The sequence below is a fragment of the Streptomyces sp. NPDC044063 genome (genome assembly GCF_056434285.1).
Map to the genome: position 1 here is coordinate 29,943 of NZ_JBWKFM010000041.1, position 18,644 is coordinate 48,586.

Annotated in this window: 21 protein-coding genes; 9 read left to right on the forward strand and 12 right to left on the reverse strand. The window is 72.0% G+C overall.

The window, feature by feature from the left end; translation table 11 throughout:
* Positions 1 to 140: 140 nt before the first annotated feature.
* On the reverse strand, positions 141 to 581 hold the full coding sequence (locus tag AC07BS_RS32410; RefSeq protein WP_478646843.1) for a hypothetical protein: 441 nt from the start codon (positions 579 to 581) through the stop codon (positions 141 to 143).
* A gap of 422 nt (positions 582 to 1,003) precedes the next feature.
* Between AC07BS_RS32410 and AC07BS_RS32415 the strand changes: the two genes are divergently transcribed.
* Positions 1,004 to 2,017: a sigma-70 family RNA polymerase sigma factor gene (locus tag AC07BS_RS32415; protein WP_478646841.1), complete on the forward strand. Its 1,014-nt coding sequence runs from the start codon at positions 1,004 to 1,006 to the stop codon at positions 2,015 to 2,017.
* Positions 2,018 to 2,108: 91 nt separating this feature from the next.
* On the opposite strand, the gene AC07BS_RS32420 is transcribed toward AC07BS_RS32415, so the two are convergent.
* Positions 2,109 to 3,080: a helix-turn-helix transcriptional regulator gene (locus AC07BS_RS32420; RefSeq protein WP_478935280.1), complete on the reverse strand. Its 972-nt coding sequence runs from the start codon at positions 3,078 to 3,080 to the stop codon at positions 2,109 to 2,111.
* Between the two features lie 193 nt (positions 3,081 to 3,273).
* Here AC07BS_RS32420 and AC07BS_RS32425 point away from each other — a divergent pair, with 193 nt between their 5' ends.
* Together AC07BS_RS32425 and AC07BS_RS32430 are read left to right on the forward strand one after the other, a co-directional pair.
* Positions 3,274 to 4,824: an MFS transporter gene (locus tag AC07BS_RS32425; protein ID WP_478646835.1), complete on the forward strand. Its 1,551-nt coding sequence runs from the start codon at positions 3,274 to 3,276 to the stop codon at positions 4,822 to 4,824.
* Between the two features lie 174 nt (positions 4,825 to 4,998).
* Entirely contained in the window at positions 4,999 to 6,081 is a 1,083-nt protein-coding gene (locus AC07BS_RS32430; protein ID WP_478935281.1) for a LysR family transcriptional regulator, read from the forward strand.
* Here the strand turns inward: AC07BS_RS32430 and AC07BS_RS32435 are convergent.
* Together AC07BS_RS32435 and AC07BS_RS32440 are read right to left on the reverse strand one after the other, a co-directional pair.
* Positions 6,060 to 6,293: a hypothetical protein gene (locus AC07BS_RS32435; RefSeq protein WP_478935282.1), complete on the reverse strand. Its 234-nt coding sequence runs from the start codon at positions 6,291 to 6,293 to the stop codon at positions 6,060 to 6,062. The two genes, AC07BS_RS32430 and AC07BS_RS32435, sit on opposite strands and share 22 nt — an antisense overlap.
* Positions 6,293 to 6,535 (reverse strand): hypothetical protein, encoded by a 243-nt coding sequence (locus tag AC07BS_RS32440; protein ID WP_478935283.1) that lies wholly within the window; start codon positions 6,533 to 6,535, stop codon positions 6,293 to 6,295. Before AC07BS_RS32440 ends, AC07BS_RS32435 begins: the two co-directional genes overlap by 1 nt.
* Before the next feature lie 141 nt (positions 6,536 to 6,676).
* Between AC07BS_RS32440 and AC07BS_RS32445 the strand changes: the two genes are divergently transcribed.
* The 5 genes from AC07BS_RS32445 (at position 6,677) to AC07BS_RS32465 (ending at position 10,349) form a co-directional block, all read left to right on the forward strand.
* The gene (locus tag AC07BS_RS32445; protein WP_478935284.1) at positions 6,677 to 7,507 is read left to right on the forward strand and encodes a helix-turn-helix domain-containing protein; all 831 of its coding nucleotides are present in this window, start codon (positions 6,677 to 6,679) and stop codon (positions 7,505 to 7,507) included.
* Positions 7,504 to 7,869 carry a DUF397 domain-containing protein gene (locus AC07BS_RS32450; protein WP_478935285.1) on the forward strand — a complete coding sequence of 122 codons (366 nt, stop codon included), beginning with the start codon at positions 7,504 to 7,506 and terminating at the stop codon, positions 7,867 to 7,869. Before AC07BS_RS32445 ends, AC07BS_RS32450 begins: the two co-directional genes overlap by 4 nt.
* Before the next feature lie 136 nt (positions 7,870 to 8,005).
* Entirely contained in the window at positions 8,006 to 8,449 is a 444-nt protein-coding gene (locus tag AC07BS_RS32455; protein WP_478646817.1) for a GntR family transcriptional regulator, read from the forward strand.
* Positions 8,446 to 9,390, forward strand: a complete 945-nt coding sequence (locus tag AC07BS_RS32460) for an ATP-binding cassette domain-containing protein (protein WP_478646814.1) — start codon at positions 8,446 to 8,448, stop codon at positions 9,388 to 9,390. The genes AC07BS_RS32455 and AC07BS_RS32460 overlap by 4 nt, the downstream gene beginning before the upstream one ends.
* Complete coding sequence (locus tag AC07BS_RS32465) at positions 9,387 to 10,349, forward strand: transporter (protein WP_478646811.1); 963 nt, start codon at positions 9,387 to 9,389, stop codon at positions 10,347 to 10,349. The genes AC07BS_RS32460 and AC07BS_RS32465 overlap by 4 nt, the downstream gene beginning before the upstream one ends.
* A gap of 100 nt (positions 10,350 to 10,449) precedes the next feature.
* Here the strand turns inward: AC07BS_RS32465 and AC07BS_RS32470 are convergent, their stop codons facing one another.
* Together AC07BS_RS32470 and AC07BS_RS32475 are read right to left on the reverse strand one after the other, a co-directional pair.
* Complete coding sequence (locus AC07BS_RS32470) at positions 10,450 to 11,571, reverse strand: P1 family peptidase (protein ID WP_478646808.1); 1,122 nt, start codon at positions 11,569 to 11,571, stop codon at positions 10,450 to 10,452.
* Positions 11,572 to 11,627: 56 nt separating this feature from the next.
* Complete coding sequence (locus AC07BS_RS32475) at positions 11,628 to 12,848, reverse strand: low temperature requirement protein A (RefSeq protein WP_478935286.1); 1,221 nt, start codon at positions 12,846 to 12,848, stop codon at positions 11,628 to 11,630.
* A gap of 81 nt (positions 12,849 to 12,929) precedes the next feature.
* Between AC07BS_RS32475 and AC07BS_RS32480 the strand changes: the two genes are divergently transcribed.
* A complete protein-coding gene (locus AC07BS_RS32480; protein ID WP_478646802.1) occupies positions 12,930 to 13,130 on the forward strand; it encodes a hypothetical protein in 201 nt (66 codons plus the stop codon).
* A gap of 30 nt (positions 13,131 to 13,160) precedes the next feature.
* Here AC07BS_RS32480 and mscL read toward each other — a convergent pair whose 3' ends face one another.
* From mscL to AC07BS_RS32510, 6 genes are all read right to left on the reverse strand, one after another.
* Positions 13,161 to 13,640 (reverse strand): large conductance mechanosensitive channel protein MscL, encoded by a 480-nt coding sequence (mscL, locus tag AC07BS_RS32485; protein WP_478646799.1) that lies wholly within the window; start codon positions 13,638 to 13,640, stop codon positions 13,161 to 13,163.
* Positions 13,641 to 13,733: 93 nt separating this feature from the next.
* Positions 13,734 to 13,955 carry a hypothetical protein gene (locus AC07BS_RS32490; protein WP_478935287.1) on the reverse strand — a complete coding sequence of 74 codons (222 nt, stop codon included), beginning with the start codon at positions 13,953 to 13,955 and terminating at the stop codon, positions 13,734 to 13,736.
* A 162-nt stretch (positions 13,956 to 14,117) separates the two neighbouring features.
* Positions 14,118 to 14,990 (reverse strand): S-methyl-5'-thioadenosine phosphorylase, encoded by an 873-nt coding sequence (locus tag AC07BS_RS32495; protein WP_478935288.1) that lies wholly within the window; start codon positions 14,988 to 14,990, stop codon positions 14,118 to 14,120.
* 112 nt (positions 14,991 to 15,102) lie between these two features.
* Positions 15,103 to 15,435, reverse strand: a complete 333-nt coding sequence (locus AC07BS_RS32500; RefSeq protein WP_478646790.1) for an FmdB family zinc ribbon protein — start codon at positions 15,433 to 15,435, stop codon at positions 15,103 to 15,105.
* Positions 15,436 to 15,501: 66 nt separating this feature from the next.
* Entirely contained in the window at positions 15,502 to 16,785 is a 1,284-nt protein-coding gene (locus AC07BS_RS32505; RefSeq protein WP_478646787.1) for an MFS transporter, read from the reverse strand.
* A gap of 228 nt (positions 16,786 to 17,013) precedes the next feature.
* Positions 17,014 to 18,612, reverse strand: coding sequence for a potassium/proton antiporter (locus AC07BS_RS32510; RefSeq protein WP_478935292.1), 1,599 nt, complete (start codon positions 18,610 to 18,612; stop codon positions 17,014 to 17,016).
* Positions 18,613 to 18,644: the final 32 nt, after the last annotated feature.

The following is an 18,644-nucleotide window of genomic DNA, read 5'->3' on the forward strand; positions in this document are numbered from 1 at the left end:
GACGGCCAACCCCTTCCACTCGTCCCGCCCACCCCTGGAGCCCCGCCCCCTCCCTCCTCCCCCCCCCCCCCCCCCCCCCCCCCCCTCCCCCCCCCCCCCCCCCCCCCCCCGCGGTCGGTGGGACCCGCGGGGGTCGTGGGTCAGTGCTCGTGCCAGTAGAAGATGTAGTACGACGCGAAGCCCATCCCCAGGCCGAAGAAGAGGCCCACGAAGCAGGAATCCAGCACGGAGGCGCCGCTCAGGCTGCGCAGGAACCCCATGGAGACGCCGAAGAGGGTGCCGAACGCGGCCGCGCGCACCTCGGTGATCATCCGGTTGCGCTCGCGGATCAGCTCGTAGCCCAGGCCGGCCGAGATCACGGCGGCGACGAGGCCCAGCAGCCAGCCCATGCCCTGGGAGAACCCGTTGTCGTGCGAGAGGAAGACGGCGTAGAGGCCGAGGACCACGCCGCCCGCGAGCGGGACGGCCCAGGTGGCGGCGGAGGCCGGCCGCTGCTCGGTGCGCACGGTCCCGGACGCGGGGACCGGACCGGGGCCCTCGTGGGCGGGGTGCCGTCCGGGCGTGATCGAGTGCGTCGACATCTCGGGCTCCTCTCGCTCGCCCTCCGTCCCCCCAGAGCACACCCGTCACCGGGGCCCGGCAACTCGATCACGGGCCCGGCACCGACTCGTGTCGTCGACGAATCCGGCGATCCAGGACGTCTCCGGGCAACCGCATTCCGCCGTGCGGCGTCTGTGGAGGCGGAAGGGCAGTCGCGGACGGCCGGGCAAGGGCGCCGGTGCCGGACGGCGACGGCCGCCCCCCGGGTACCCGTCTGACCTGCGCTTCCGCCCCGCCGGTGGGAGGCCTTCCCCTTTGCGGCCGGGCAGGATACTGCACGATCACAAAAAAGAAGAAGTCCTCCGGGAATTCTGTCCGGATTCCGGCCGTTCTCTACTTCGGACGGGGCGCCCCACCGGTCGCCCGGCCCACCCCGCGACCGTCTCATCGCAAGGGAGTACGCATGGCAACCCGTGCCGTCGCCCGTCGTCGGACCACCAGCGCCAAGGGTGGAACGGACGAGGCAAACAGTGTTCGCGCGTCCTCGGGCGGGGAGATCGCCGACCGCGACCTGGTCGGCATGTACCTCGACGAGATCGCCCGTACGCCCCTGCTCGACGCGGCCAAGGAGGTCGAGCTGTCGCAGACCATCGAGGCGGGCGTCTACGCCCGGCAGATCCTCGACGGCCTGGAGGACGGCGGTGACAAGGCCGGCGAGGCATCCCGCGAGGAGCTGGAGGCGATAGCCGAGGAAGGCGCCCGGGCCAAGGACGTCTTCATCAAGTCGAACCTCCGCCTCGTCGTGGCCGTGGCCCGGCGCTACCCGCGCAGCGGCCTGCCGCTCCTGGACCTGATCCAGGAGGGCAACGCCGGTCTGGTGCGGGCCGTCGAGAAGTTCGACTACACCAAGGGATTCAAGTTCTCCACCTACGCGACGTGGTGGATCCGGCAGGCCATCACGCGCTCGATCGCCGACCAGTCCCGCACGATCCGCCTCCCCGTCCACCTGGTCGAGGAGCTCGGCCGCATCCGCCGGGTCCAGCGCGAGTTCAACCGGGAGCACGGCCGCGAGCCCGACCACACCGAGATCGCCGCCGAGCTGGGCGTCCCGCCCGAGCGCATCGGCGACGTCCTCGACTGGGCGCGCGACCCGGTCAGCCTCAACATGTCCGTGGACGACGAGGGCGAGACCCAGTTCGGCGACCTGCTGGAGGACACCTCGGCGGTCTCGCCCGAGCAGTCCGTCATCGCGCTGCTGCGCAGCGAGGAGCTGGAGGGCCTCATCGGCCGCCTCGACCACCGCACCGCGTCGATCATCAAGGCGCGCTACGGCATCGAGGACGGACGGGAGCGCACGCTCACCGAGGTCGGCAAGCAGCACGGCCTCACGCGCGAGCGGATCCGGCAGATCGAGAAGCACGCGCTGCTGGAGCTGAAGAAGATGGCCCACGACACCGGGTTCGACGCGGCGGCGTAAAAGGGCATACCCTCATAGACCGGGCCCCGGCGCCTCCCCCCCTTGCGCCGGGGCCCTTTCCTGCCCGCACGCGGGCCCGCACGTGGAATCGTCACGGCCGTGCGGCGACCGCCGCCCGGCTGATGCGGGCGCCCAGCTCCTCCAGGTGCTCCACCAGCTCCGGCGGCTCCTCCACCGCGAACTCGCAGTCGACCAGCGCCAGCCGGAAGGCCACCCACTCCAGCGAGTCCGACGTCGTCGCCTCCAGCCGGCACGAGTCGTCGCCCTCCGGCACGGGCACCCCGAGCCAGCGCGGCAGCCGCGCCGCCACGAACTCCGCCGGCGCCCGGAACGTCGCCACCACCCGGTACGTCGGCTGCGGCCGGGCCATCGACCGCTTCAGGAACTCCGCCGCGTCCGCCACCGGCAGCTCGCGCTGGGTGAAGCGCGCCCCCGTGGCGAACGGCTCGCTCACCCGGTCCACACGGAAGGTGCGCCAGTCGTCGCGGTCGACGTCGTAGGCGACCAGGTACCAGCGCCGCCCGGTGCTGATCAGGCGGTGCGGCTCGACCAGCCGCCGGGTCTCGGTGCCGTCGCCCTTGCGGTAGGCGAAGCGCAGCCGCTCGTCGCCGGTGGCGGCCGAGGCGATGACGGTCAGCGTGTGGGGGTCCACGGTCGCGCCGTCCCCGCCGGTGAGCGGGACGGTCGCCGCCTGGAGGGCGGAGACGCGGTGCCGCAGCCGGGACGGGAGCACCTGCTCCAGCTTGGCCAGAGCGCGTACGGACGCCTCCTCGATGCCCTCCACCGCGTGGCCGGCGCCCGCGCGCAGCCCCACCGCGATGGCGACCGCCTCCTCGTCGTCCAGCACCAGCGGGGGCATGGCGGCGCCGGCGGCCAGCCGGTACCCGCCCTCCGAGCCCATCGTCGCCTGCACGGGATAGCCGAGGTCGCGGAGGCGTTCGATGTCCCGCCGGATGGTGCGCGAGCTCACGCCGAGCCGCTCGGCGAGCTCGCTGCCGGGCCACTCGCGCGGGGTCTGGAGGAGCGACAGCAGATTCAACAGCCGTACCGGTGTGTCCTTCATGTTCACCACAGTGACAGGGATCTAGGACACGATTTGTCCTACACGCGGTCTAGGTTTACCCCGACACCCCGGATGAGACCGGACCAGACCGGACAGGATCGGACCGTAGCGACGATCCCGGCGCTCCCAGCGCACCCGGCGCACCGAGCACACACGACCACGACGGCGCACCGACAAGGAAGGCATCACCCCTGTGACCACCACCGCGACCACCGATCCGCCCGCCCAGGGCGCCGCCGACCGCCGCCGCTGGCTGGCGCTCGCCGTGGTGATGACCGCGTCCTTCATGGACCTCGTCGACGTCACCATCGTCAACATCGCCATGCCGAGCATCCAGAAGGACATCGGCGCCTCCTTCAGCATCCTCCAGTGGATCACCGAGGGTTACGCGCTCGCCTTCGCCGCCGGTCTGATCACCGGTGGCCGCCTCGGTGACATATACGGGCGCCGCCGCGTCTTCCTCCTCGGCATGGGCGGCTTCACCGTCGCCTCCATGCTCTGCGGTCTCGCCGGTGACCCCCACCTGCTGGTCGCGGCCCGCGTCCTGCAGGGTGCGACGGCGGCGCTGATGGTGCCGCAGGTGCTGGCCATCGTCCACGCCACCTTCCCCGCCCACGAGCGCGGCAAGGTCTTCGGTCTCTTCGGCGCCATCGTCGGCCTCGGTGCCGTCTCCGGCCCCATCCTGGGCGCCCTGCTCACCCAGTGGAACCTCTTCGGCCTCGAATGGCGACCGATCTTCCTCGTCAACCTGCCCGTCGGTGTCGCCGGTCTGATCCTGGGCCGCACCTTCATCTCCGAGTCCAAGGCGCCCCAGGCCCTCAAGCTCGACCTGGTGGGCATGGTCCTCGCCACCGGCGGCCTGCTGATGCTGCTCTACCCCCTCACCCAGGGCCGCGAGCTGGGCTGGCCGCTGTGGGGCCACCTCTGCATGGCCGGCAGCGTGCTCGTCTTCGCCGCCTTCGTCGCCTACGAGCGCCACAAGACCCGCAAGGACGGCTCCCCGCTCGTCGAGCTGTCGCTGTTCAAGGTCAAGAGCTTCGCCGCCGGCATCGGCGTTGAGATCGCCTTCGGCATCGTCTGCGGCATCTTCTTCCTCATCTGGACCCTCTACATGCAGATCGGTCTCGGCTGGAGCCCGCTGCGCGCCGGTCTGACCGGCATCCCCTTCTCCATCGGCGTCTCGGTGGCGGCGGGCATCTCCGTCCAGAAGCTCGTCCCGAAGTTCGGCCGCAAGGTCCTCCAGGCCGGCGCGCTCGCCATGATGGCCGGCATCATGCTCTACATCTGGGAGTCCGAGCACTTCGGCGCGGACATAGCGCCCTGGCAGATGGCCCTCCCGCTCATCGTCATGGGCATCGGCATGGGCCTGATCGTCGCCCCGCTGACCGAGACCGTCATCGCCGAGGTCCCGCGCGAGCACTCCGGCTCCGCCTCCGGCCTCATCAACACCACCCAGCAGCTGGGCAACGCCATCGGCCTCGGCCTGGTCTCGGTCGTCTTCTTCGACGCCCTGGACGAGAAGAAGCTGGCCCACGGCCAGACCGCCCAGGCCTTCGGCGACGCCTTCCGCCACGGCATGTGGTGGGGGGCCGGCGTGCTCGCCGTCGTCCTCGCCCTGATGTTCGCCCTGCCGCGCAAGGCCAAGGCGCACGACGCCGAGGCCGGTGGCGAGGCCGACGGCCCGGCCGAGGGCGCCGCCGCCGGCGCCGTCAGCGGTGAGAAGGAGGCGGCCGCGGCGCACTGACAGCCGTTGCCCCCGCCCTCGGGTCCGCAGGGCCCGGTCCTCCCCCGTGGGGACCGGGCCCTTGCCGTACCGGGGCCCCGGCCGACTCCTCCCCGCCTCATTCTCCGCTTCCGCCCGTACCGGGAGGAAGCGATCATTCATGCGGGGACGGACGCGATTGATACCGTTGCCTGTATGGCAAAGGGCAGCTCCTCCGACCCGAGCGTCCGTCAACTGCGACTGCTTATCGTCCTGTCGGAGGAACTCCACTTCGGCCGAGCCGCCCGGCGGCTGTTCATCAGCCAGCCCGCCCTCAGCCGCCAGATCCGCGCCCTGGAGGACGGCCTCGGCCTCACCCTCGTCGAACGCTCCACCCGCCGCGTCGAACTCACCCCCGCCGGCGAGGCCCTCCTGCCCCACGCCCGCGCCCTCGTCGACGTCGCCGACGAACTCCGGCAGGCCGTGGAGACAGCGAAACGCGACTGCTCCCTCACCGGCCGGCTCGTCCTCGGCGCCTACGCCGTCACGCTCCCCGTCATACGGGCCATTGTTCGCTGCCTGCGCGAACGCCACCCCGGCCTCGACGTCGAACTGCGCGAGGTCACCTTCGCCGAACAGGCCCAGGCCCTCCTGGAGGGCCTCGTCGACGCCGTCGTCTGCTTCGGCCCCGTACCGCCGGGCCTCCAGTCCCTGGAGATCGCCACCGAACCCCGGGTCGTCTGCCTCCCCGACGACCACCCGCTCGCCGACCGCGACCACGTCACCCTCGCCGACCTCGCCGGCCTCCCGCTCATCGGCTGCGCCGACCACGTCCCCCGCGTCTACCAGGAGTTCTGGTCCGTCGACCCACGCCCCGACGGCTCACCCGTCCTCAGCACGGACGACCGCGCCACCACGCTGGACACCCTGCTCTCCGCCGTCTGCCTCGGCCGGGGCATCGCCTTCGTCGCCCGTGACGCCCGCGAACTCATGCCGCGCCCCGGCATCCGCTACGTCGACGTCACCGACATCCCGCCGTGCAGCGTCGTCCTCGCCTGGTCGGCGGCCCGCCGCGACGACCCGACGGTCGTCGCGCTACGAGCCGTCGTCCGCGAGATCTGCGCCCCGGCCCTGGCGGCCGGCCCGAACGCGCGCTGGTGGGACGTTCCCGGCGTGCCGCCGCAGGTAGGACGGCGGGCAGCGCCTCAGTCCGGTCGGTCCGGTCGGTCCGGTCAGTCCGGTCGGTCCGGTCGGTCCGGTCAGTCCGGTCAACCCGGTCAGTCCGGCCAGCGGCCGTAGCGCTGGGCGAACGTCACCTCGGCCGCCTTCAGGCCCAGCTCCTCCTGCGCCGTCGGCGGCCGCAGATTGGACGCGGGCGTCCGCCACGTCGTCCCGTTGGGATGCCGGACGGTCACCATCCGGTTCGCGTCGATCGCCGTCACCCTGCCGCGTCCGCCGCTCACCGCGTCCACGACATTGATCCCGACCTCCACCGTCGCCTCCGCCTCCATCAGCCCCGCGCCCCCGTCCCCGTCCCCGTCCCCGCCTTGATCACTCGCGCCAGGTCGTACGCCGCCGACGGCCGCACCATCCCGAGATCGACGAGCACCGTCTCCTCCATACCGGGCGCCGTATGCAGCCCCAGGGTGGGCAGAGAGATTCTGGCGCCGAACAACGCCTCGCGGAGGCTGGCCAGCGCCGCCTCCGCCTCGTCGAACGGGTCGCGTGTTGCCTGGGGGACAGGGGTGGGCATGGAGACCTCGGATTGTCTTCGGGTGTTCACTCGTTCGAGCGGGTCAACTACTTTGCCAGGCACCAGGTTTGCGGACCGCGCGTACGGTCGGTAGGGGTTGGGGTCCCAACCGCCACCGTGGGATTGAGGGGGACGGTACGTATGGCTCGGCGCGCACGGGAACTCACGCCGGAGAAGTCGGCCCGCCACCTGTTCGGCGCGGAGATCCGCCGCAGGCGGGAGCAGGCGGGCATGACGCTGGACGGCCTGTCGGAGGTGGTCAGATACAGCCGCAGCCACCTGTCGCGCATCGAGATCGCGGATTACGTTCCGCCACCGGATCTGGCGGCGAAGCTGGACGCGGCGTTCGGGACGGATGGTCTGTTCGAACGGATCTATGGGCTGGCGCGGCATGAGGTCCATCCCGACAAGTACCGGCGCCGGATGGAGCTCGAAGCGCGGGCCTGCATGATCAAGGAGTACTCGGGCCACTTCGTGCCCGGCCTCGTCCAGACGGAGGACTACGCGCGAGCGATCTTCCGGAACGGAAAGCCCAAGGCCACGGACGAGGAGATCGAGCAGCTGGTCAGAATTCGATTGGGGCGTCAGGCCCTCCTCATGTCCAGCGCGCCACCGGACGTCTCGATCATCATCGACGAGGCGGTGCTGTGCCGCCCGATCGGCGGCCCCCGGGTCTGGCGCGCTCAACTGGAGGCGCTGGCCGCGCTTGTGGACATGCCGTCGATGATTGTGCAGGTTCTGCCGTTCTCGCACGGGGAATACGCCCTGCTAGGCGGCTCGTTGTCGCTACTCGCCATGGACGACGGCACCACGGTCGCCTACGAGGAGAGCATCACGACAGGGCATCTTCTGGAAGATCCGGAGTTCGTCAGCGAGCGATCCCGGACCTACGATTTGATCTCTGCGTGTGCGCTGTCGCCGAACGACACGGCGACTCTCATCCATACAGTCATGGAGGGTCAATCCTCATGAGTGCCCGTGCGGACCTCTCCCAGGCGGATTGGGTCAAGTCCAGCTACAGCGACGGCGGTAACAACAACTGCGTCGAATGGGCCCCGGCCCTGGTCAGATCCGGGGTCGTCCCGATACGAGACTCGAAGGACCCGCAGCGGTCGCCGCTCGTCTTCAGTCGAGACGCCTGGTCGGCCTTCATAGGATCGCAGTGGGTCAAGTCCAGCTACAGCAACGCTGACGGCGGTGGCTGCGTCGAATGGGCCCCGGCTCTGGCCAGAGCCGGGGGCGTCCCGATACGCGACTCGAAGGATCCGAACCGCCCGCCGCTCGTCTTCACGCCGGCCGCGTGGTCGGCCTTCGTCGGAGCCACCCGCGCCTGATCCGCCCCTTTCCGCCCACGCCCGAGAGCCCCGTGTCCCCCGACCCGTCGGGAGACACGGGGCTTTCGCGTGATTTGACGGCGATCACGAGCCGGTCACATCATTCCACTAACACGTTAGTGAAACGAGGGTGGGGATGATCGCGTTCCGTGTTGATCGGCGCAGCGGTGTCGCGACCTATCTGCAACTCGTCCATCAGGTGAAACAGGCGCTGCGCCTGGGCTTGCTGGAGCCGGGGGACCGGCTGCCGACGGCCCGGGAGGTCGTGGCCGCGATCGCGATCAACCCCAACACCGTGCTGCGGGCCTACCGCGAGCTGGAGCGCGAGGGGTTGGTGGAGCCGAGGCCCGGGCGGGGGACGTTCGTCACGGCCTCGTTGTCCCGGGCGGCGGCCGCCGCCGGGTCGCCGTTGCGCGGCGAGCTCGAGGCGTGGGTCGGCAGGGCGCGGGCGGCGGGGCTGGAGCGGGAGGACGTGGCGGCGCTGGTCGCGGACGCCCTCGACGCGCAGTACGCCGGGCTCCCGCCCGGAGACCGCATGGCCCGTTCACCTCAGGCCGACCGCATGGAGGAAGACTCGTGACCGACGATCCGACCACCGTCGCCCCGCCTCCGCCCGCCCTCGTGGCGACGGGGCTCGGGCGGAGGTTCCGTACCGGCTGGGCGCTGGAGGGGTGTGAGTTCGTTCTGCCCGCCGGGAAGGTCACCGCGCTCGTGGGGCCGAACGGGGCGGGCAAGAGCACGCTGTTCCACCTGGCGACCGGGCTCCTCCAGCCCACCGCCGGTTCCCTCCACGTCTTCGGCGCCGACCCGGGCTCCCTTGACGCGCGCCGCCGTACGGCGTTCCTGGCCCAGGACAAGCCGCTGTTCCCGCGCTTCACGGTGGCGGAGACGCTGCGGTTCGGGCGGGAGCTGAATCCTTTCGCCGGGGGGTGGGACCAGGAGGGGGCCGAGCGGATCGTACGGTCCGGGGACATCGCCCTGGACGCGCAGGTGGGCACGTTGTCGCAGGGGCAGTGCACCCGGGTCGCCCTCGCGCTGGCCTTCGGGAAGCGGCCCGATCTGCTGCTGCTCGACGAGCCGCTGGCCGACCTCGACCCGCTGGTGCGGCGCGAGGTGCTGGGGCTGATCATGGCGGAGGTCGCGGAGCGCGGCACGTCCGTCGTGATGTCGTCGCACGTGCTCTCCGAGCTGGAGAACACCGCCGACCACGTCCTGCTGCTCAAGCACGGCGCCGTTCGGCTGGCCGGTGATGTGCAGCGGCTGTGCGAGGAACACCTGCTGATCACCGGCCGGGCCGGCGACGCGGACGCCGGCGGGCTGCCGGCGGGCGTGGCGCCCGAGGACGTCGTGGAGTCGACGGTCACCGGCCGCCAGCTCACCGCGCTCGTCCGCAACGCCGGGCGGGCGCCCGGCGACGGATGGCTGACCGAAACCCCGACCCTGGAAGACTTGTTGCTCGCCTATCTGCGTACCGACGGCACCGACCCCCGTACGGGCTCCCGCTCGGAGGCCGCCGCGTGAAGGGAACCCTCTGGCTGGCCTGGCGCCAGCAGCGACTCCTTGTTCTGAGCGGCGCCGCGCTGCTCGTCGCCTGCGCGGCCTGGGTGGCGTGGCAGCGATCGGACATGACGGAGTTCATCTCCGCGCACGGGATCACGACGTCGGCGTGCAAGGGCTGGAACGGTGACTGCGACTCTGTCGAGGCCCATCAGCTGCTGTCGGACACCACTGGGCCTCTGCGGGCCCTCGGTTCGCTGAGCGCCGCGTTGCCCGTGCTGATCGGCGTCTTCTGGGGCGCTCCGCTGGTGGGGCGGGAGCTGGAGTCCGGCACGATCAAGCTGGCGCTCACTCAGGGCGTCGGGCTCCGCGCCTGGTTCGCGACGCGCTTCGCGCTGGCCGCCGTGTGCTCGGTGATCGGCTCGGCCGTGCTCGCCGCGCTCGTGGCCTGGTGGTGGGAGCCCGTCTCCAACATTCTCGACGGCCTCTACTGGCACGACGGTTACATCTTCAACGCCACCGGACCCGCCGCCGTCGCCTGCGCCCTCTTCGGGCTCGCGGCGGGCACGGCCGCCGGTGTGCTGACCCGGCGCCTGATGCCCGCGATGGGCGTGGCGCTGGTGTGGATCGTGGCCGTCCGGCTGCTGCTGAACACCTTCCGGTCCGACTGGATCGATCCCGTCTCCCGCGTCACCCCCGGCTCGACGCCCAAGACGCCCGTGGGGAGCGCCTGGTCCACCGGGCAGTTCGGCTACCTCGACAAGGCCGGCAACGAGTACTCCATCATGGACGGCCACTGCCAGCTGTCGGGCGGCCCGATGGAGCGGTGCATGGCGGACAACGGCTACGTCGCCCGCTATCACAAGGTCTATCCGTCCAGTGACTTCTGGGTCTTCCAGTGGATCGAGACGGCCGTCTTCCTGGGCCTGGCCGTCGTCCTCCTGGCCGTCGCCTACCGCGTCCTGCGCCGCCGCCTGGTCTGACCCCCGGGGGGGCCGCCCCCCCGCCCCACCCCACCCCTCCCCACCCCTGTTCCGGGGCTCCCGCCCGGCGCCCGTCCGTCCGGCGCCGGGCGGGGGCGTGTCAGCGGCCGCCGCCGTACAGCTCGCCGTACGACGGGTAGATGCCGCCCGGCCCGTCCACTCCCTCGGCCGCGAGGACGCCCTTGACCACTGCCCGGGTCAGGACGTCCGCGCCCGCCGCCAGGATCTCGTTCACCGCGCCGGCCGCGAAGTCGGCGCTGCCGGGCAGGTGTTCCTCCTCGGGCAGCGGGCGGGCGCCCGTCGCCATCGCGAAGACCGTGTCCCCGTCGGTCAGCAGGTGCACCGGCCGCACCGCGCGGGCCAGGCCGTCGTGGGCCGTGCCCGCCAGCTTCTGCGCCTGCGCCCGGGTCAGGGCGGCGTCCGTCGCGACGACCGCGATGGTCGTGTTCAGCGGGGGCCGCGCGGACGCCACCCAGCGCCGCACCGACTCCTGCCGTGCCTCTTCCAGCGCCCGCTGGGCCGCGTCGTGGACGTCCGCCGCCGGATACTCCACGCGGCCGCCCTCGACATAGCGCCCGTAGAGCACACCCGTCGCCGGGTCGACCACCGAACCGGCCGCGTTCACGGCGGCGATGGCCGCCACCGTCACCCCGGACGGCAGCACAAGGCTCGCCGTACCGATGCCGCCCTTGAGCCCGCCCACGACCGCGCCCGTCCCGGCACCCACGTTGCCCTGGGCCACGGGCGCGCCGCTCGCGCTCCCGGCCGCCGCCTCGGCCGCCCGCCGGCCGAGCGCCGCGTCCGGCCGGGCCCGCCAGTCGCCGCCGCGGCCCAGGTCGAACAGGGCCGCCGCCGGGACGACCGGTACGACCTGCGCCGGGTCCGGGCCCACCCGGAAGCCCCGGCCGGCGTCCTCCAGGAACGCCATGACCCCGGACGCGGCGTCCAGCCCGAAGGCACTGCCGCCGGTCAGGACGACGGCCTCGACCCGCTGGACCAGATTGCGGGGATCGAGCGCGTCGGTCTCCCGGGTGCCGGGCCCACCGCCGCGGACGTCCACGGCGGTCACGGCGGCACCCGCGCGGTCGTCGGTCAGGACGACGGTGGTGCCGGTCAGGGCACGGCCGTCGGTGCGCTGCGCGTGGCCCACGCGCAGACCGGGCACGTCGGTCAGGGCGTCCAGGGGGCCGGGGACGGGTGCGGGGCGCATGGGCGTCGTCATGCGGCATGCGTACCACGGGGGCGGCCGCGCACCGGGCGTACCGGCACCGGGCCGTCTCAATCCGCTCCGGCTCCGGCCGGATCCTCCGGGTTGCGCGCGGAGAGGGTCACGCCCACGGCCACCGTGGCCGCCGCCACCAGCCCGGCCAGCAGCACCGCCGCCCGACCCGCGAACGTACAGGCCAGGACCGCCACGGCCGAGGTGGGCAGGACCGCCTGCTGGGCCGGGCCGCGCTTGTGGTGGCGGGAGTGGATGAGCCACACCGAGAACAGGAAGAGCGCTGCGGGAACGGTCACCGTGGCCGACGCGGCGAACGTGGAGATGTGTGCCTTGCCGACCTCGTCCTCCACCGCCACCTCGATCCCGGCGCCGATGGCGGCCGCCGAGCAGTAGACCAGGTAGTGCCCGTAGCCCCAGAGGAACGCCTGGCGGTTGGAGGCCAGGTGGAGGTGGATGGGGACCGCGAAGTAGATCCAGTAGGCGGCGAAGATCAGCAGCAGGCCGCCGGCCGCGATGGGGAGCAGGGTGTCCAGGGCCTCGTGCTCGTCGGCCGCCGACTGGACGGCCGTCGTGGCCGCCGCCACCGTCTCGCCGAGCACGATGATCGTGAACAGGCCGTACCGCTCGGCGATGTGGTGGGGGTGCCAGGCGGTCGGCTTGCTGAGCTCGGCGAAGGCGGGCACCGACATCTCGACCAGGGCCATCGCCAGGAAGAGCCACGGCTTGGCGTCGGTGGGCAGCACGATCAGGCCCACCCAGCCGACCTGGCAGGCGGTCACCCCGATCGCGTACCGCAGCGCCGTCCGCCGCTCCGCGCCCGTCGCCGAGTGGGCCGCGCGCAGCCACTGGGAGACCAGCGCCAGGCGCATCACCACGTAGCCGAGCCACACCAGGAAATAGTCGGAGCCGAACGCGCGCGGGATGCCCGCCGCCAGGATCAGCACACCGGCGATCTGGACCAGCGTCACCACGCGGTACAGCACGTCGTCCGTGTCGTAGGCGGACGAGAACCAGGTGAAGTTGACCCAGGCCCACCACACACCGAAGAAGAGCATCAAGTAGCCCGGGATGCCCTGTGCCGGATGGCCCTCGGCCAGCGCGTGGACCAGCTGCTTGCCCGCCTGGGCGACCGCGACCACGAAACAGAGGTCGAAGAAGAGCTCCAGCGGGGTCGCCGCCCGGTGCTCCTCCTCGCGCCCGCGCGGGGTCATGCGGCGCAGCAGGCGGGCGTGCCGGGCGGGACCCGGACGCCGGGAGGGAGGCGAGTCCTCGCTCATAGGGCGATTGTCGCCGCGGGTCCGGTGCTCCGCTCGCCGGGCGGCGCTCCCGGGGCGCCGCCGCGCCCGTACCCTGGAGGCATGAGTACCGCCCCCGCACCGCGCGAGCCCCGGCGTGACCCGGCGGCCCCGTCCGCCGCCGCGCTGATCTTCGACGATCCGCTGTCGCAGCAGTCCTCGGACGACACGGACCGGGGCTGGGGCGACCGCCCCGCCGCCGCAGGCGGCAGCGCCGCCGATCTGGCCCGCTTCCTTGACGAGAAGCCGCCGCATCACATCTGACGGCGGGTGTCGGGGCGGCTGCCGCCCCGGCTAGCGCTGCGCCGGGACCGAGTCCGAGCCCGGGCCTCGGCGCTGTTCGATCAGGGTGTCGCGGATCTGGGCCAGCAGCTCGATCTCCGTCGGCTCGGTCGGCTTGGCCTCGACCGGGTTCTTCGCGGCCTGGCGGTCCTGCCAGCGCTTCATGGGCAGCAGCATCATGAAGTACACCACCGCCGCCGTGATCAGGAACGTGAGCGAGGCGCTCAGCACCGCGCCCCACTGGATGAAGACGCCCTTGGTCACCTCGCCCGTCGCCGTCCGCGCACAGGGGCCCTTGAGGCAGGACGCGTAGTGGTCGAGGTCCTTGGTGCCGAAGGCGCCGACGACCGGGTTGATGACACCCTTCACCACAGAGTTGACGATGTTGGTGAACGCCGCGCCGATGACGACGGCGACCGCGAGGTCCACGACATTGCCGCGCATCAGGAATGCCTTGAAGCCTCCAAGGATCCCTGTCTTCTTCTCGCTCACCGAACAGCCTCTCTCCGTACGCACCTGTGATGGAACGGTCGATTCCATCACATACGAGGGATTCTGGCTGCTCTGTCCGCTCGCCAAACACGATCAGACCAACGGTCCGTGCGTCAGCCGGACCAGCCCGGACAGGCCCGCGACGGCCACGGTCGCCGTCACCGCCCAGCGGCTCCACCACCGCTCGCGCCGCCCGCGGCCCACGCGCACGGGCCCGAACAGCGGCACCCGGCAGCGCGGCGGCGTCCACGGAGGCGGGAAGGAGACGAAGGGCGGAAAGGGGGAGAGGGCGGGCGGGACAGGGGACACGGACATCGGGACCACCGCCTGACGCGAGGAGGATGTGTGAGGAGCGCCACGTCGGCGCCGCCCCTCACGATCCCGGTTTCCGCCACCGCCCGCCCGGGCCTGTGGACAGCGGGGGCGGTTGTGGACAACTCCGCCACCCACACGAGCCTCGCCCGGCCCCTTCGGCGCTTACGGCAGCTCGATCCCCAGGTCCCAGCCGTCGTGCGCACGCGTGCACAGGCAGTCCCGGTCCTCGTTCTTCGGCAGCGCCGCCACCGCGTCGAACAGCACCTCGCGCATCCGGCCCACGTTCTCGCCGAAGACCCGCAGGACCTCCTCGTGGGTGACGCCCTCGCCCGTCTCGGCCCCCGCGTCCAGGTCGGTGACCAGTGCCATCGACGTGTAGCAGAGCCCCAGCTCCCGGGCGAGGACGGCCTCCGGGTGCCCGGTCATGCCGACCACCGACCAGCCCTGCGCCGCGTGCCAGCGCGACTCGGCGCGCGACGAGAAGCGCGGGCCCTCGATCACCACCATCGTGCCGCCGTCCACCGGCTCCCAGGCCCGCCCGCGCGCCGCGCCCAGCGCGACCGCGCGCCCCACCGGGCAGTACGGGTCCGCGAAGGCCGTGTGCACCACGTTCGGAACCGTGCCGTCCGGCAGCGGGACGCCGTCGAAGAAGGTCTGGACGCGGGTCCTGGTGCGGTCCACCAGCTGGTCCGGGACGAGCAGCGTCCCCGGCCCGTACTCCGCGCGCAGCCCGCCGGTCGCGCACGGGCCCAGCACCTGGCGCACGCCGAGCGAGCGCAGGGCCCAGAGGTTGGCCCGGTAGTTGATCCGGTGCGGCGGGACGCTGTGGGTCCGGCCGTGGCGGGGGAGGAAGGCGACCTTCCGGCCGCCGAGCTCACCGAGGAAGAGGGAGTCGCTCGGCGCCCCGTACGGCGTCTGAACGGTGACCTCGGTCACGTCGTCGAGGAAGGAGTAGAAGCCGGAGCCCCCGATGACCCCTATCTCCGCCATGTCCGCCGCGCTCGCTGCTGTGCTTCCGCTGATCGTGTCCGCCATGCGGCCACCCTAGGCGGTGCCGCCGCGTACGACGAGGATCCGCCCAAAACGAGGAGCCCGCCGCCCCGCGAAGGGGCGACGGGCTCCGTCGTACGGCGAACGAGGCGGCGCGTCAGGCGGCCGAGCTGCTCGTCGAGGAGGTGCTCTTCGACGACGACGCCGAGGACGTCGAGGACGACGACGCGGAGGTCGAGGAAGTGGACGACGACGAGGAGGACGACGTCGAGGACGTCGACGACTTCGTCGCCGGGCTGCTGCTGGACGACGAGCCGCGGCTGTCGTTGCGGTAGAAGCCCGAGCCCTTGAAGACGATGCCGACCGCCGAGAACACCTTCTTCAGGCGTCCGTCGCACTGGGGGCACACGGTCAGGGCGTCATCGGTGAACTTCTGCACCGCTTCGAGGCCCTCGCCGCACTCGGTGCACTGGTACTGGTAGGTCGGCACGTGTTCCTCCTGGCACTCTCACTCAATGAGTGCTAACGACGCTCAATAGTGCAGTATTCCGGTCCGTCAGTCCACCGAAACCGGCTCACGGTGACCGACCCCACGTGCCGCGACGACCGACTCCGACCGCGGGGTCAGGGCCTTGCGGAGCAGGAGCAGGACCACCAGGGCCGCCGCGGTGCCGCCCAGCGGCACCAGGAAGCCGGTGCTCGCGGAGTGGGCGTCGATGAGCCGGCCGCCCACGGTCGCGCCGGCCGCCTGGCCCAGGCCGACGGCGCCGGTCAGCCAGGTGAACGCCTCGGTGCGGGCGCCCGCCGGGACCAGCTTCTCCACCAGCGTGTAGCCGGTGATCAGCGACGGAGCGATGCACAGGCCCACGACGAGGCCCGCGGCACCCAGCAGGACCATGGAGTCCGCGGCCCACAGCGGGGTGGTGGCCAGCACCAGCAGCGGGAAGGCCATCAGCAGCCGGCGCTGCGGGCTGGACTTCCACGCCACGATGCCGCAGACGATGCCCGCGATCATGTTTCCGGCCGCGAAGGCGCCGTACATCAGACCGTTCAGGCCCGGGTCGCCCATCTCCTTGGTGAAGGCCGTCATGGACACCTGCATGCCGCCGAAGACGGTGCCGATGCCGAGCATGACGATCGCCAGGACGCGCACGCCCGGCACGGAGAGCGCCGAGGCGCGCTTGCCGTCCGCCGCCGTGCCGCCGGCCGCGCCGCTCGGCTGCGGCTGGGTGCGCCGCTGGGAGGCGAAGAGCAGGCCGCCGGCCAGGGTGAGCACGGCCTCCGCGATCAGACCGGCGGCCGGGTGGACGCCGGTGCACAGCGCGGTGGCCAGCACCGGGCCGATCACGAAGGTGAACTCGTCGGTGACGGACTCGAAGGCCGCCGCCGTGGCCATCAGGGGCGAGCCCTCCAGCTTGTTCGCCCAGCGGGCCCGGACCATGGGGCCGATCTGCGGGGTCGAGGCGCCGGCCGGAACGGCGGCCGCCAGCAGCGCCCACAGGGGCGCGTGCGACAGCGCCAGCACGGTCAGCAGTGAGATCGTGGCGGCGTGCACGACGACGCCGGGGATCAGTACCGCGGCCTGGCCGAAGCGGTCCGCGAGCTTGCCGGCCTGGGGGGCGAACAGCGCCATGGCCACGCCCGCTGTCGCGGAGACGGTGCCGGCGGTGCCGTAGGAGCCGGTGGTGTCGTTGACCAGCAGCAGGATGCCGATGGTCAGCATCGCGAACGGCTGGCGGGCCAGGAAACCGGGGAGCAGGAACGTCCAGGCGCCGCGGGTGCGCAGCAGCTGTCCGTATCCGGGACGTACCCCGGCGGAGTCGTTGACCGTGGATGCCACGGCCTTCGCCTTTCCGCCACCTGGTAGCACGCCCCGGACGCGGGAATACGCACGGAGCGCGCCGAGAGCTGTCCTCTCGCGCAGGACCGTGGTAGATACCTTCCGGCCGCCTCGTGCGGCCGCGGCCGCCGTGCGGTCGCGCCAGCCCTGCATCAGGCAGAGTTGGTTCGATGTTGATTCATGGGTTTCGCGGACTCGGTCCTTCGAGCACGCGAATAAGCGAATAGCTTACTTAACAGACTTCTTCTTCACCAGACCCCATTTCGCTCCCGGCTTCGCATCCGCACTGCCAGCACCGCCAGCACTGCCAGCACCTCCCGCACTGCCAGTACCTCCAGCACCGCCCGACGGGGTGCCCAGCCAGCCGGCCAGCTTGCCGCCCTCGCCGACCGCGCGCAGCCGCCGTTCGGTGGCGTCGCGGACCGGGTCGGTGGCCACGACCAGCAGCTCGTCGCCCCGCCGCAGGACCGTCGAGGGGGCCGGCACGAAGCTGGCGTCCTCCCGGACGACGAGGGTGACGGCGGCCCCGGGGGGCAGCCGGAGCTCGGAGACCTCCACGCCGTGCATCCGCGAGCCCTCGGGGATGGCGACGGACAGCAGGTGCCCACGCAGCCGTTCCAGGGGCGCGGACTCGATGCCCAGGTCCTCGGCCTCGTTGTCGCCGAGCTTCAGCCGGCCCGCCAACCAGGGCAGGGTCGGGCCCTGCACCAGCGTGTAGACGATCACCAGCACGAAGACGATGTTGAAGATCCGGCGGCTGTCCTCGACCCCGGCCACCATGGGGATGGTGGCCAGGACGATGGGCACGGCCCCGCGCAGCCCCGCCCAGGACAGCAGGACCTTCTCCTGCCAGGGGGTGCGGAAGGGCGCCGTACTGAGGAACACCGACACCGGTCGGGCCACCATGGTCAGCACCAGTCCGACCACGAGCGCGGGGACGATGTCGCCGACCAGCTCGTGCGGGGTGACCAGCAGACCGAGCAGCACGAACATGCCGATCTGGGCGATCCAGCCGAGCCCCTCGGCGAAGCCGCGGGTGGCCGGCGCGTGCGGCAGCTTGGCGTTGCCGAGGATCAGCGAGGCGAGGTAGACGGCCAGGAAGCCGGAGCCGTGGGCGAGCGCGCCGCCGGCGTACGCGGTGACGGCGATGGCCATCACGGCGATCGGGTAGAGGCCGGAGGCGGGCAGGGCGACGTGCCGCAGGCCGTAGGCGCCCAGCGCGCCGATCGCGAGACCGACGGCGGCGCCGATGGCCAGCTCCAGGGCGATCTCGCCGAGCAGCAGGTACCAGTGGTCGACCGGGCCCGCGGCCGAGAAGGCCACGACGAGGATGACGACGGGGGCGTCGTTGAAGCCGGACTCGGCTTCCAGGACACCGGTCAGCCGGCTGGGCAGCGGGACGTTGCGCAGGACGGAGAAGACGGCCGCGGCGTCCGTGGAGGAGACGACGGCGCCGATGATCAGTGACTGGCGCCATTCGACGCCGGCCAGGTAGTGCGCGGCGGCCGCGGTGACGCCGACGCTCACCGCCACACCGACGGTGGAGAGCACGGCCGCGGCCGGGAGGGCCGGTTTGATCTCGCGCCACTTCGTGCCGAGACCGCCCTCGGCGAGGATCACGACGAGGGCCGCGTAGCCGATGACCTGGGTGAGGCCGACGTCATTGAAGGAGACGCCTATGCCGTCCTGGCCGATGGCGACGCCTATGCCGAGATAGATGAGCAGACTGGGGAGCCCGCTGCGCGAGGAGACCCGTACCGCCGCCACCGCGACGAGGAGAACGAGCGAGCAGATCAGCAGGAGTTCGTTGAGGTGGTGGACAGTCAGGGGCCGGTCCCTTCACGAGAGTCTTCCACGGG

What these genes read in the sequence shown, in the direction of transcription:
- AC07BS_RS32410 (WP_478646843.1), bottom strand. Translation starts at nt 581, where the DNA reads ATGTCGACGCACTCGATCACGCCCGGACGGCACCCCGCCCACGAGGGC.
- AC07BS_RS32415 (WP_478646841.1), top strand. Translation starts at nt 1,004, where the DNA reads ATGGCAACCCGTGCCGTCGCCCGTCGTCGGACCACCAGCGCCAAGGGT.
- AC07BS_RS32420 (WP_478935280.1), bottom strand. Translation starts at nt 3,080, where the DNA reads ATGAAGGACACACCGGTACGGCTGTTGAATCTGCTGTCGCTCCTCCAG.
- AC07BS_RS32430 (WP_478935281.1), top strand. Translation starts at nt 4,999, where the DNA reads ATGGCAAAGGGCAGCTCCTCCGACCCGAGCGTCCGTCAACTGCGACTG.
- AC07BS_RS32435 (WP_478935282.1), bottom strand. Translation starts at nt 6,293, where the DNA reads ATGGAGGCGGAGGCGACGGTGGAGGTCGGGATCAATGTCGTGGACGCG.
- AC07BS_RS32440 (WP_478935283.1), bottom strand. Translation starts at nt 6,535, where the DNA reads ATGCCCACCCCTGTCCCCCAGGCAACACGCGACCCGTTCGACGAGGCG.
- AC07BS_RS32445 (WP_478935284.1), top strand. Translation starts at nt 6,677, where the DNA reads ATGGCTCGGCGCGCACGGGAACTCACGCCGGAGAAGTCGGCCCGCCAC.
- AC07BS_RS32450 (WP_478935285.1), top strand. Translation starts at nt 7,504, where the DNA reads ATGAGTGCCCGTGCGGACCTCTCCCAGGCGGATTGGGTCAAGTCCAGC.
- AC07BS_RS32455 (WP_478646817.1), top strand. Translation starts at nt 8,006, where the DNA reads ATGATCGCGTTCCGTGTTGATCGGCGCAGCGGTGTCGCGACCTATCTG.
- AC07BS_RS32470 (WP_478646808.1), bottom strand. Translation starts at nt 11,571, where the DNA reads ATGACGACGCCCATGCGCCCCGCACCCGTCCCCGGCCCCCTGGACGCC.
- AC07BS_RS32475 (WP_478935286.1), bottom strand. Translation starts at nt 12,848, where the DNA reads ATGAGCGAGGACTCGCCTCCCTCCCGGCGTCCGGGTCCCGCCCGGCAC.
- AC07BS_RS32480 (WP_478646802.1), top strand. Translation starts at nt 12,930, where the DNA reads ATGAGTACCGCCCCCGCACCGCGCGAGCCCCGGCGTGACCCGGCGGCC.
- AC07BS_RS32490 (WP_478935287.1), bottom strand. Translation starts at nt 13,955, where the DNA reads ATGTCCGTGTCCCCTGTCCCGCCCGCCCTCTCCCCCTTTCCGCCCTTC.
- AC07BS_RS32495 (WP_478935288.1), bottom strand. Translation starts at nt 14,990, where the DNA reads ATGGCGGACACGATCAGCGGAAGCACAGCAGCGAGCGCGGCGGACATG.